The following is a 12,645-nucleotide window of genomic DNA, read 5'->3' on the forward strand; positions in this document are numbered from 1 at the left end:
CTTCAATACGATTCACGGAGGGGAACCACCCCTCCTTTTTCGGAAATTTAATAAAATCCTCTTGATCGGCCTGCCAGAAGCGGTATTTGGTCTTGATGTGTTCGACTGTTGGTATTGACGAAGAATTCAAGATATCAGGAAGCAGCGAAACCTGTGTGTATCAGCGAGACACAAAGCTTTCCGCCGCTGAGCGGGTTAGTTCTCACTGCGTTCTATCTCCTGTAGTAGATAACGAGATTTTGGGGCTGTCTGCTGAAGAAAAAGAAGAGATTCGAAACGCCGCAATCGTTTAATTAAAAAGAAGAGATAGATTCTATCTCTTCGGATTATTACTGAACTACAAAATGGTATCGGGTTTTCCAAGTGAAGGAGTCATCATAGAATTCAATCCAGGCTTCTCCTTTAGCGACTGCAAATACCTGAATAGTTTTGTAGTCAGTACCTAAAGCTCTCCATGTAACAGCAGGAGGGTTATAACCCATAGGATTAAAGGTAATGCGATTACCAGAAGTAGAATAATTCCTTATCTCTCCTACTTTTAAATTGACGCGGGTTTCAGACTGAGGTTGAAACAAATTCTTATTCACTTTAGTAGTGGGCCCGGCAGCTGATGCTGAAGAGTTAAAAAAAGGCGCGAAAACGAATGAAACAATTGCAAGTGATAACAAAGCATTTTTAGCTAGTTTCAAAGTGAAACCTCCTTTTGTCTTTTATAGGATAAAAATAACACTTAACGGAAATGTAACAATGGAGAAATTGTTAAATATTCTTTGAAATGAGTGAACACATGCCAAGAGAACTGATAAATGCAAAAATCACACATGTTTCTTACGTAGACAAGGCTGCTAATCAAAAGCAGTTTTTTTATGAAATCAGAAAAGGAAAAGCAACATGACTTTCAGGGCGGCGTTGGTGAAGTGGTTGAGTCTTATGTCGCTCCCCGCTGATTTTTAAATGAATGGCGAAACCATCAAAAAAGGATCATGGGTGCTTGTGACAAAGGTTCTGAGGCAATTTGGGATGAAATTAAAAAGGGTGAGATTATCGGTTGCATCCCGGATATTAGAAAAAGCCTGATGACATCACTGGAAGCAGATTTTGATGGCAGCATTTTGAGAATTTAGCTGAATGAATCCCTCTTAAATAGGATGCGGGAGAACACCCGCATCCCTGTCTCTAACGATTCCTTAACCGATCAGCCGCTGCATTCTCAGCGCGAGCCGCAGGCGCATCGTCGTCTCCGGATCTTTTAAGCTTTTGCCGAGCAGTTCCTCGCATTTTTCTAAACGATAGATCACCGTATTTCGATGGACGTACAGGCGCTTAGCCGTTTCTGAAATCTGGCAGTGGGTCTCCAGGTAAACAGACAGCGTATGAAGCAGGCTCTGGTCCTCCTTTTGCCGGTCGGCCAGGCTTTGGAGGGTGGCTTCGTAAAACTTCTTCACATCTTCCGCCGGAAGCAGGCGGAGCAGCTCCGGCACGTCTTTGGCATGATAGATTTGAATAAACTCGGCGCTTCTGGACAAATGCCCGGATGAAATGGCGTCTGAAGCTTCAGTAAAAGCGTCAGGGACGTCGATCAGCTTTTGGCATATGTTTGAGATGCCGAAGGAGACAGTCCGTTTAAATTGCGTCCGGACCTGCTTTTGAAACTGCTCCAAAAAGCTGATGACAGACGCGTGCATTTCATTCCAGCTGTCTGTCGCTTCAATTAAAAGAATACCGACATTTCCTTTAATAAAGAGATGAGGGGGAAACGGAAAGGATGACAGCTCCCCTTCAAGCAGATCAAATACATGATCGGAAACGAGCTGATTTTCGGTAAAGCTGATCGTTTTCTCATTTCGGTCAAGCTTTCCGCAAATGCACATGTATTTCTGATCCCAGCGGAGCCGGAATTCTTTGGCGCGGCTTTTGATTTCTTCATGGCCGGTAAATGAGCGGTCGATGAAATTGCTGAAAAATTCATTGCGCGCCCGTCTGCCGAATTGTTTGACGGCATTTTCTTTCAGCAGTTCAAAGGAAATGACGTTAGCCGCCTGTTCAATTGTCAAAATCATGCCTTTATCAGCGGTCTGCACCAGCTCCGGTATCACCAGATAACCGCAGTTTTTCTCAACATTCAGAATCGGCAGGACAGAATACGCCTTTCTGTCGGACAGCATGGAAAAGCAGGTGAAATAAGGCCCGGAAAGGGAATAACAGATGTTTTTCAATAAAGACGTGTCAATGGGTATGCGGTGGGACGATGATAAGAGTTTTGTATGCTGATCCAAAAGAAGCACGGGAAGCCGGAGAATGTCTGAGAGCTTCTTAAGCAGGGATTGCAGCCCTTTGCCGCTCATGATGTGGTTTGTGAATTTTTTATGGGCGTAAATGGCCTGCTGGAGCTCATTTGAACGCATATCAAGAATATGGCTCAGTGTGGCGTTGACGATATCTCCGAGCCTGATGTCTTCCGGCAGCTCAATAATCGGAAATTCATACCGGTCGGCAAGCTCCGCGGCATCTTTCGGAATGACATTAAGGTAACGCTTCGTTTTGATCCCCAGTCCCGCGCAGCCCCGTTTTGCCATGAGGCGGATCAAATCTTTCAACAGCTGAGGGCGGTCCTTCAAGTGGTAAGCCGTGGTGACGAGCAATTCGTTTTTATGTAAAAAATCAGCGATGTCCGGCGCATCCATCATGTTGACGTGCTGCACCTCCCTCCAGCCGCCGGATTTGCCTGCGATTAATGCGGCCCGCTCATAAGCGGGAATCTTCATCACGTCATAAATGTTCATCAGTCAGTCTCCTTTCAGGTTCTAAAGACAACCATTGGTTAATATGAATAAAAATCATCAAAAATTATAGCGGTTTTACTGATGTATTACGATCATAGTAGCAGTAAACTGGCAATCATAGACGCATGTTGTGATAAAAACTGACAGAAAAATCGTCATCCTTACAGGGAGGAAGATAAAATGGCCTATGACGTAATTGTAAAGGGTGCGAAAGCTGTACGAAAAGGCGGAACAGAGCGGGCTGATATCGCCGTCAAGGACGGGAAAATCGCCTTGATCGGACCCGGCATTGACGAAAACGCGGAACAAGTGGTGCAGGCGGACGGCATGTATGTGTTTCCGGGCGCGGTCGATTGTCACGTCCATTTCAATGAACCCGGCCGAGAAGAATGGGAAGGCATTGAAACCGGCTCAAACATGCTGGCTGCCGGCGGCTGTACGGCTTATTTTGATATGCCGCTTAACTGCATCCCTTCGACGGTAACTGCTGAAAACCTGCTGGCAAAGGCGGAAATCGCCGAACGGAAGTCAGCGGTTGATTTTGCGCTTTGGGGCGGTTTGATGCCCGGATATACCGAACATATCCGGCCGATGGCAGAAGCGGGGGCAATCGGGTTTAAAGCGTTTCTGTCTAAATCGGGAACGGATGAATTTCAATCAGCCGATGAACGGACTCTTTTAAAGGGAATGAAGGAAATCGCGGCGTGCGGCAAGATTTTGGCCCTGCACGCAGAAAGCGACGCCCTCACCCGATTCCTTGAAACCGAGTACGCGCTCCAAGGGAAAATTGATGCCCGCGCTTACGCTTCCTCCCGTCCGGAAGAAGCCGAATGCGAGGCTGTGCAGCGGGCGATTGAATATGCAAGAGCGACGGGATGCGCGCTTCATTTTGTACATATCAGCACGAAACGGGCCGTGCTCTCCATTCAGCAGGCGAAAAAAGACGGATTGGATGTCACCGTTGAAACGTGTCCGCACTACTTATTATTCAGCTTTGAAGACTTCCTCAAAAAAGGGGCGGCCGCCAAATGCGCTCCGCCGCTCCGCTCAGAGGCTGATAAAGAGGAATTGATCGGAGTTTTGGCTGAGGGCCTGATTGATATGGTGTCTTCGGATCATTCTCCCTGTCATCCGTCTTTGAAACGCGAGGATAATATGTTTCTGTCGTGGGGCGGGATCAGCGGAGGCCAATTTACGCTTCTCGGCATGATTCAATTAGCGATCGATCATGGGATTCCGTTTGAACATGTGGCCCGATGGACGGCCGAAGCACCTGCCAAGCGCTTCGGTTTAACGAATAAAGGACGGCTTGAAGAGGGATTTGACGCTGATTTTGCCATCGTCCGGCCGGAACCTTTTACCGTCACAAAAGAAACGATGTTTTCCAAACATAAGCAAAGCCTGTATGAAGGCCGCACCTTTCCATACCGAATTGCTGCGACCTACAGCAAGGGACGCTGTGTGTATCAGGATGGAGGCCGTAAGCAGAGCGGGGCTTTCGGAACATTCCTGAAGCCTTCTCAAATAAAAGAGCCGATTCTCTGATGAGAATCGGCTTTTTTTGTCGTTTGGAAAGCGGGTCTCGTGGTATCTTTTTATAAAAAGGAGTAAAACACATTGTATGATCAAATCTTGAACATATTAACGGCATCCTGGTCGCGCAAGACTAGTACAAAATGGACGGAAGATTGCCCGGCCAAAGGCCAGTGCGGCGTGACGGCTTTAGTCATCCAAGATGTTTACGGCGGTGACATTCTCAAAACAAAAACCGGCACAAGCTGGCATTTTTATAACCGAATAGACGGGGAGATATATGATTTCACGAGCGGTCAGTTTTCAGAGCCGATCGTCTATCAGCACATTCTTTCTTCCAGAGATGAGGCATTTTCGGACACCAATGAACATCAGTATCGGTTCCTGAAAAGTGCATTCAGAAAAAACATGGAAACAGAAAGAGAAAAACACCTGTGATAAACTAGAGTGAGAGGTGAAGGATTGTGATTTATATCGGACTGACGGGGTGGGGGGATCATGACAGCATCTATCCGCCTAAAACAGCGGGCCCGCAAAAACTGCAGGCGTATTCCTCCCATTTTCCCATCGTTGAGCTGGACGCGAGCTTTTACGCGATACAGCCCGCCCGCAATAATGAAAGATGGGTCAAAGAGACGCCGGAATCTTTTCAATTTGTCATTAAGGCATATCAAGGAATGACGGGCCATCAGCGCGGCGATATTCCCTATGAATCGAAGGAAGAAATGTTTGAGGCGTTTAAGCTGTCATTATCGCCGTATATAGAGCATGGAAAGCTTGCCATGGTGCTGTTCCAATTCCCGCCGTGGTTTGACTGCAAGAAAGAAAACGTCGCATATTTAAGATGGTGCAGGCAGCAGATGGGCGATATCCCGTGCGCGCTTGAATTCCGCAACCGGTCTTGGTTTTCCCCGCCATTTTATGAACAGACGCTTTCCTTTATGAAGGAGGAAGGCTGGATTCACAGCATATGTGACGAGCCGCAAATCGGCGAGGGCAGCATTCCGACCGTCCTGAAAGCAACGGATGAAGAAAAAACGCTTGTCCGTTTTCACGGGCGGAACAAACAGGGCTGGATCAAACCAGACGGCGGACAAAACTGGCGTGAGGTCAGATATTTATACCGCTATAACAAACAGGAGCTCAAAGATTGGAAAAACAATCTTCAGGTGCTGAAAAAACAGTCGCGCAATCTGTATGTGCTCTTCAATAATAACTCAGGCGGAGACGCTGCCGATAACGGGCTTGAGATGCTTGAAATGTTAAATATCTCATATACCGGGCTTGCTCCGAAGCAGCTCGACCTATTCAGCTAGAAAAGAGGTTTCAAGACACATGTCTTATCTTATTTTGATCATATTAGGATTTATCGCGGGAACGGTCGGCAGCCTGATCGGGCTTGGGGGAGGAATTATCATCGTGCCGGCAATGCTCTATTTAAGCACGATGACTCCGTTTTTCCATGACGTAACACCGCAGACTGCCATCGGCACGTCCCTTTTGGTGATTATTTTTACGGGCTTGTCATCAACTTTGGCCTATATGAAATATAAAACCGTTGACTACAAAAGCGGACTGATCTTTTTTATCGGTTCCGGCCCGGGAAGCATCATCGGCGCGTATTTGTCTAAACTTTTTAATGCGCATACGTTTTCCGTCTGGTTCGGACTTTTTATGATTTTGATTTCCATTACATTAATGCTGAAGGCGAAAGCAAAACCGGTCAATAAAGCGCATAAAGGCATGATCCGGACATATGAGGATGAATCGGGTGAGCTTTATACATATTCGTACCGTATTTTTACCGGTATCGTGATTGCCTTTTTCGTCGGTTTATTGGGCGGTCTTTTCGGCATTGGCGGCGGCTCTCTTATGGTTCCGGCCATGATGCTGTTATTTTTGTTCCCGCCGAAAGTGGCTGTGGCGACGTCAATGCTCATTATTTTCTTATCCTCCGTGACGGGTTCCGTGTCACATATCGCAGAGGGCCATGTCAATTGGCTGTATGCGCTGTGCCTCGTTCCGGGCGCGTGGTTCGGCGGCAAAATGGGCGCGTGGGTTAATAAGCGGGTGCAGACGAAAACGATCGTGCTTTTCATGCGGGTCGTCTTGATTTTGATCGGCTGTGAATTGATTTATCAAGGGATATTCAGCTAAAAGGTAGGAGAGATGGTATGTTAGAGAAGCTCCGTTTATATCATACGAATGATTTGCACAGCCATTTCGAAAATTGGCCGAAAATCGTACATTATATTGAGCAGAAGAGAAATGAACATGAAAAAGACGGGGAGGAAACACTCGTATTCGACATCGGCGATCATATGGACCGATTCCAAATGATAACGGAAGCGACCTTCGGCAAAGCGAATGTCGACTTGTTAAACCGGCTTGAGATCGATGCGGCTGCCGTCGGGAATAATGAAGGAATTACGCTGCCTCACGATGAGCTGGCGGATTTATATACCCATGCCGCGTTTCCCGTCATTGTGTCTAACCTGTTTGACGCGGATGGACAGCGGCCGGAATGGGCCGAGCCCTACGTGATCAAAACGCTGAAAAACGGGATGACCGCCGGCATACTCGGCGTCACGGTGCCGTATTATCCCGTCTATCAAAAACTAGGCTGGACGGTGACGGATGCGGAAAAAAGCATTCAAGAATCACTTGACGATATCAAGGGCAAAGCGGACATCATCATTCTGCTTTCTCATTTAGGCCTGATCGATGACCGGGCCGCAGCGGAAAAATTTCCGGACATCGATGTCATTCTTGAATCACATACGCACCACCTTCTTGAGGACGGACAGGACATAAACGGCGTATTGCTTGCATGTGCGGAGAAATACGGGAACTATGTCGGCTGTGTCGAGCTGACGATAGAAAGTGAATCACGAACCATTGTCAGCAAACAGGCGTCTGTACAGAAAATGGCTGATTGGCAAGGGGAATCTGAAGATACGGCGGCTTTTCTGAAAGAGAAGGAACGGGAAGCGGAAAACCTGCTCTCCGAACAAGTCGCCAACCTGAATGAAGAAGCCGGCGTGAAGTGGTTTGAGGAATCGCCGCTCCCGCTTCTATTAGCCGAAGCGCTGAAAAGCTGGTGCGGCTGTGAAGTCAGCATGGTGAATTCAGGCGTTATTTTGGGGCCTTTACAGAAGGGGCCTGTCACAAAGCTTGACCTGCACCGTATCTGCCCTCATCCGATCAATCCGGTGGCCGTTCGTCTTTCAGGCAGGGAACTCCAGGAAACAATCAGCCAGGCTGCCTCGGAACAAATGGAGCAGCTGCGGATAAAAGGCCTCGGCTTCCGCGGGGAAGTGATGGGAAGGATGGTATATGCCGGAGCGGAGGCAGAGGCCGGCATTCTTGAAGACGGTGTGACACATCTCCTCAATGTGAAAGTGAACGGAGAAGAGATTGATCCGGAGCGGATATACTCGGTTGCCGTTCTCGACATGTTTACACTCGGAAAGCTGTTCCCTTACATCCGCGATTCAAAAGAAAAGCAATACTTTATGCCGGAGTTTTTAAGGGATCTGCTCGCCTGGAAGCTCGCGCAGCAGCCGTAATGTCAGATATCCGCCGACCGTTCCATTACATCCGAGTGAAGGTAAGCGGGACTTTTTAAGAGTGAAAATAAAATACTATGTCCCCTCTTGCAAGCATACATTGTGATATGTAAGGGGGGATTTTTCTTGCCTAGATACCGGAGCGCTCTTCGCAAGAGAGGGCCTTTGCCTTTTCGATATGTGCTTCTTCTGTCGTTTGCTTTTTTTATCATATCGACGGTCATCAGCCTTTGGATGATCAACTCCTCAATCAAACCGGTGCTGATGAACATAGGAGAAATGGAAACCAAACGGGTGGCGACAGAGGTCATTACGGAATCCATTGAAGAATACATGTCTCACAGCGATAATGTGAAAGATATGGTCGATATGAAAACGGATGAAAACGGAAAAGTCACAACGATGGATTTTAATACACAAATGGTCAACAGTATGAAGGCGAAAGTGACAAAGCAGCTTCAGGCTCATCTGAAGGAAGCGGAGTCGAACAATAAGCAGCATGAAACGGAAAAAGGCGCGAAAACGGCCGATGAAATTATGATCGATATTCCCTTAGGGCAGGTCACGGGAAACAGCATTCTCGGAAATCTGGGGCCGAAAATCCCCGTGCGCTTTAACCTGATCGGTGATGCGTTAACTGATGTGAAAACAAAAATAAAGCCGTACGGCATTAACAATGCCCTGATCGATATCAGTATTTTTGTGGAAATAAAAGTGAAGGTCATTATTCCGTTTGCCAGTAAGACATCAGTCGTGACAAATAATATTCCGGTCTCCATTAAAGCGATTCAAGGAGAGGTGCCGCAGTTTTATAACGGAAGCGGCGGGTCAGGTGTGACGCCTTCCGTCCAGCTGCCGAGTGAAAAACAGAAGAAAGATAAATAAAAACACACAGCCGCAATCTTTCCTGGCGGCTGTGTGTTTACTTTTTCCTGCGGATTTCTTTTCGTTCCCATGCCCTTAAATGGGGATACGGATCAAAAGACCATTCCGATCTGCCGTTATCTTTATACATCCCGTAGTGAAGATGCGGCGGAAATTTTCCCGCGGTGCCCGGCGGTCCGTACCCGGAACTGCCGACAGAGCCGATCACCTCTCCGGGTTTGACGATCTGGCCTTTATGCACACCTTTTGCAAAGCCGTTCAGGTGAGCGAAGTAGTGATACGTGTTATTGATATCCCTGATGCCGATTCTCCAGCCGCCGAAACGGTTCCAGCCCTTCATTTCAACAATACCGTAGCAGGTCGATCTGACGGGGAGCCCGTAATGAGCGAACAGATCCGTTCCTTCGTGAATCCGGCGCCCGCCGAAACCCCGTGCGGCGCCCCATGTGCTGCGGTAGCTGTAATCCGTCTTCACGGGAAGCGGAAAAGCGTGCTCTCCGAGATCAAGGCGGCCGAACGTTTTAAACAGTGTCATGAATTCGGTGATAATGCCGACCGTCTGATCACGGCGGTAATAATTCCAGAGACCGATGCGGATATGGTCAAGATCGGTTCCGAATCCCGCTAAATACTGAGCAAATGTATAAAGGATATCCTCATCATTGCTTACCTCGGCTTTTCCGTCGCCGTCGCCGTCCAGGCCGATCCCGTCAAATACTTTAATGCTGAGAGGCGCATCGTCCTTAGGATTTGGATTTTCAGGGCCGCTCCACAAATGATCCGGAATATAAATGCTGATGATTCCCGCTTTTTCCGGCAGATCCTTTCGGTTCGAGCGGACATTTTCTTCATATTGATCAACTGCCGCAAGCACATACCAAGGAATCTGCGTGACTGCTTCGGCTTTGCGGTACAACTGCATCCGTTCGCCGTAAACAAGAGCCGATTGTTCTTTCCCGCTTGCAGCCGGACAGAAAACTGAAAAAAGGAGAAGAGCAGATAACAGAACTTTCACAACATGATCTCCTTTCAGGATTGAATACAAATAGTTTGCGGCAACAATCCGAGAAAATGTAAGTAATTCTCTTCCCTTGTCGAGAAATTTTTCCTATGTTAAAGTGACTATTGAATAGAAATCCGCAAGTTTTATATCCATCGTGAAATAGAAATTTTTCGCACACGAACATGAATAAAGGGATAATGGAGATGATGGGGAAATGGCAAAGAAAGACGAGCATCTGAGAAAGCCGGAATGGCTCAAAATAAAGCTGAACACGAATGAAAACTATACGGGTCTGAAAAAATTAATGCGTGAAAATAATCTGCATACCGTATGTGAAGAAGCAAAATGCCCGAACATCCATGAATGCTGGGCTGTCAGACGTACGGCGACGTTCATGATTCTCGGTTCCGTCTGTACGAGAGCATGCCGTTTCTGCGCTGTAAAAACGGGACTGCCGACTGAGCTGGATCTGCAGGAACCGGAACGCGTAGCTGATTCCGTCGCGCTGATGAATTTAAAACACGCCGTCATCACGGCCGTAGCGCGTGATGATCAGAAAGACGGCGGAGCAGGCGTCTTTGCGGAAACGGTCCGGGCGATCCGCAGAAAAAGCCCGTTCACGACAATTGAAGTGCTGCCATCCGATATGGGCGGAAATTACGACAACCTGAAAACATTAATGGATACCCGTCCTGATATTCTGAACCACAACATTGAAACCGTCCGCCGCCTGACACCGAGAGTCCGGGCCCGCGCAACATATGACCGTTCTTTGGAATTCTTGCGCCGTGCGAAAGAAATGCAGCCTGACATCCCGACGAAATCAAGCATTATGATCGGTCTCGGCGAAACGAAGGAAGAAATTATTGAAGTGATGGACGACCTGCTTGCGAACAATGTCGACATCATGGCGATCGGCCAATACCTGCAGCCGTCGAAAAAACATTTAAAAGTCCAAAAATATTATCATCCGGACGAATTTGCCGAACTGAAAGAAATCGCGATGCAAAAAGGCTTCAGCCACTGTGAAGCAGGCCCGCTTGTCCGTTCTTCCTACCATGCGGATGAACAAGTGAACGAAGCGTCTAAAAAACGCCAGGCCCAAGCATAAGATAAGCCGAAAAAACCCAAAACGCCGCAGGTTTTGGGTTTTTTGTGATGGAGCCGTTTTTGCAGGGAAAAAGTCATTCTTGAATAAGGATCGTCTGAACCGCTACACTGGATATAAAGAGGAAAAATTCTCCGTCCGTCCGAACCGTCTCATTTTGCAATTGATGGACAGAAGTCAATGAATTATGATAGTAAAGAGTGATAAAAGAGGTGAAGACATGATTCTTATTCAAAATGCCGAGTTTGAACTCGTACACGATTTTAAAAACGGCTTTAATGAAGAAGCGTTCAAAGCCCGCTATTCGGACATATTAAATAAATATGATTACATTGTGGGAGACTGGGGATACAGTCAGCTGCGGCTCAAAGGCTTCTTTGATGACCAGAATCAAAAAGCAACCTTTGAAACAAAAATCAGCACATTGGACGAATACATTTACGAATACTGCAATTTCGGCTGCGCGTATTTTGTTTTAAAACGAATCAGAAAATAATTGATGCAGAAGGGGATGCTGTCACGTGTATTTTGTTGACAGAAATAATATCGAACAAACACTCCGTTTTTTTGAGACCCAGCTGGCGCTGTTTGACAGCACGCCTGCATGGCAGAGCGAAATCGAAAAAAGGGCGCTTGAGCGGATCAGCCATCTTATGATCGAATGCATTCTCGATGTCGGAAATGATATGATTGACGGCTTTATCATGCGCGATCCGGGCAGTTATGACGACATCATGGATATTCTGACGGATGAAAAGGTGGTAGCTGAGGATGAAGGGAATAAGCTGAAGCAGCTGATCTCTTCCAGAAAGCAGCTTGTCCAGGAATATCAGCACGCCGACCATCAGGAGCTGTTTACGCTGATCACGTCAAACAGAGATGTGCTGAAAGCCTTTCCGGCCCGTGTAAGAACCTACCTGGAAACAGAATTAGGGCCTGTTTCCGCATTTAAATAACAACGAGTGAGAAAATCCACAGGAGTGTTGAGTATGAAGGATTATAAAGGATATTTGATAGATTTGGACGGCACAATGTACAACGGGACGGAAAAAATCGAAGAAGCGTGTGAATTCGTGAGAACGCTTAAAGCGCGCGGCATTCCGTATTTATTCGTGACGAACAATTCTTCCCGGACGCCGAAGCAGGTGGCGGACAAGCTGATGAGCTTTGACATTCCGGCATCTGAAGAGCAGGTCTTCACGACGAGCATGGCGACTGCGCAGCATATCGCCCAGGAGAAAAAAGACGCGTCGGTGTATGTGATCGGCGAAGAAGGCATCCGTCAGGCCATTGAAGAAAACGGGCTGAGCTTCGGAGAAGAAAACGCGGACTTTGTCGTTGTGGGAATCGACCGCGGCATTACATATGAAAAGTTGGCAACGGGATGCCTTGCGATCAGAAACGGCGCCCGGTTCATTTCAACAAACGGCGACGTCGCCATTCCGACTGAAAGAGGGCTTTTACCAGGGAACGGTTCGCTCACATCCGTTTTGACGGTGTCAACGGGCGTTGAGCCTGTCTTTATCGGCAAGCCTGAATCCATTATTATGGAACAGGCGATGCGTGTGCTCGGAACGGATATTTCCGAAACACTCATGGTCGGCGATAACTATGCAACGGATATTATGGCCGGCATCAATGCGGGCATGGATACGCTGCTGGTTCATACCGGAGTGACAAAGCGTGAGCATATGGCAGATTACGGCCAAAAGCCGACATATGCGATTGACTCTTTAACCGAATGGATTGAACATCTATAAAAAA

The 12,645-nt window shown here is 47.4% G+C and carries 13 protein-coding genes and 2 pseudogenes; 12 read left to right on the plus strand and 3 right to left on the minus strand.

Annotated elements, in window-relative coordinates; translation table 11 throughout:
- Positions 1-110: 110 nt before the first annotated feature.
- Positions 111-293, plus strand: a pseudogene (locus AC1RRX_RS02775) (hypothetical protein); the annotation flags it as partial.
- 36 nt (positions 294-329) lie between these two features.
- On the opposite strand, the gene AC1RRX_RS02780 reads toward AC1RRX_RS02775, so the two are convergent.
- Positions 330-689 carry a hypothetical protein gene (locus AC1RRX_RS02780; protein ID WP_144463926.1) on the minus strand — a complete coding sequence of 120 codons (360 nt, stop codon included), beginning with the start codon at positions 687-689 and terminating at the stop codon, positions 330-332.
- A gap of 98 nt (positions 690-787) precedes the next feature.
- Between AC1RRX_RS02780 and AC1RRX_RS02785 the strand changes: the two are divergent.
- A pseudogene (locus AC1RRX_RS02785) lies at positions 788-1,049 on the plus strand (XkdF-like putative serine protease domain-containing protein); the annotation flags it as partial.
- 138 nt (positions 1,050-1,187) lie between these two features.
- Here AC1RRX_RS02785 and AC1RRX_RS02790 read toward each other — a convergent pair.
- Positions 1,188-2,783 carry a PucR family transcriptional regulator gene (locus AC1RRX_RS02790; protein WP_014418804.1) on the minus strand — a complete coding sequence of 532 codons (1,596 nt, stop codon included), beginning with the start codon at positions 2,781-2,783 and terminating at the stop codon, positions 1,188-1,190.
- Positions 2,784-2,963: 180 nt separating this feature from the next.
- Between AC1RRX_RS02790 and AC1RRX_RS02795 the strand changes: the two genes are divergently transcribed.
- The 6 genes from AC1RRX_RS02795 (at position 2,964) to yunB (ending at position 8,770) form a co-directional block, all read left to right on the plus strand.
- Entirely contained in the window at positions 2,964-4,328 is a 1,365-nt protein-coding gene (locus tag AC1RRX_RS02795; protein WP_007408737.1) for an allantoinase, read from the plus strand.
- A 72-nt stretch (positions 4,329-4,400) separates the two neighbouring features.
- Positions 4,401-4,754 (plus strand): YunG family protein, encoded by a 354-nt coding sequence (locus AC1RRX_RS02800; protein ID WP_007408736.1) that lies wholly within the window; start codon positions 4,401-4,403, stop codon positions 4,752-4,754.
- 26 nt (positions 4,755-4,780) lie between these two features.
- Positions 4,781-5,632: a DUF72 domain-containing protein gene (locus AC1RRX_RS02805; RefSeq protein WP_015240515.1), complete on the plus strand. Its 852-nt coding sequence runs from the start codon at positions 4,781-4,783 to the stop codon at positions 5,630-5,632.
- 19 nt (positions 5,633-5,651) lie between these two features.
- A complete protein-coding gene (locus AC1RRX_RS02810; RefSeq protein WP_007613562.1) occupies positions 5,652-6,473 on the plus strand; it encodes a sulfite exporter TauE/SafE family protein in 822 nt (273 codons plus the stop codon).
- Positions 6,474-6,490: 17 nt separating this feature from the next.
- Positions 6,491-7,885, plus strand: coding sequence for a bifunctional metallophosphatase/5'-nucleotidase (locus AC1RRX_RS02815; RefSeq protein WP_052827807.1), 1,395 nt, complete (start codon positions 6,491-6,493; stop codon positions 7,883-7,885).
- Between the two features lie 126 nt (positions 7,886-8,011).
- Positions 8,012-8,770, plus strand: coding sequence for a sporulation protein YunB (gene yunB, locus AC1RRX_RS02820; RefSeq protein WP_020954305.1), 759 nt, complete (start codon positions 8,012-8,014; stop codon positions 8,768-8,770).
- A gap of 37 nt (positions 8,771-8,807) precedes the next feature.
- On the opposite strand, the gene lytH is transcribed toward yunB, so the two are convergent.
- Positions 8,808-9,785 (minus strand): L-Ala--D-Glu endopeptidase, encoded by a 978-nt coding sequence (gene lytH, locus AC1RRX_RS02825; RefSeq protein WP_007408731.1) that lies wholly within the window; start codon positions 9,783-9,785, stop codon positions 8,808-8,810.
- Positions 9,786-9,987: 202 nt separating this feature from the next.
- Here lytH and lipA point away from each other — a divergent pair, with 202 nt between their 5' ends.
- From lipA to AC1RRX_RS02845, 4 genes are all read left to right on the plus strand, one after another.
- Positions 9,988-10,884 carry a lipoyl synthase gene (gene lipA / locus AC1RRX_RS02830; protein WP_003151923.1) on the plus strand — a complete coding sequence of 299 codons (897 nt, stop codon included), beginning with the start codon at positions 9,988-9,990 and terminating at the stop codon, positions 10,882-10,884.
- 217 nt (positions 10,885-11,101) lie between these two features.
- Positions 11,102-11,377, plus strand: a complete 276-nt coding sequence (locus AC1RRX_RS02835; RefSeq protein WP_003151928.1) for a YutD family protein — start codon at positions 11,102-11,104, stop codon at positions 11,375-11,377.
- Between the two features lie 25 nt (positions 11,378-11,402).
- Entirely contained in the window at positions 11,403-11,837 is a 435-nt protein-coding gene (locus AC1RRX_RS02840) for a DUF86 domain-containing protein (protein ID WP_038459720.1), read from the plus strand.
- Between the two features lie 33 nt (positions 11,838-11,870).
- Positions 11,871-12,641, plus strand: coding sequence for a TIGR01457 family HAD-type hydrolase (locus tag AC1RRX_RS02845; protein WP_007408728.1), 771 nt, complete (start codon positions 11,871-11,873; stop codon positions 12,639-12,641).
- The last annotated feature ends 4 nt before the right edge of the window (positions 12,642-12,645 follow it).

The sequence above is a fragment of the Bacillus sp. GW821-FHT11D08 genome (assembly GCF_058808515.1).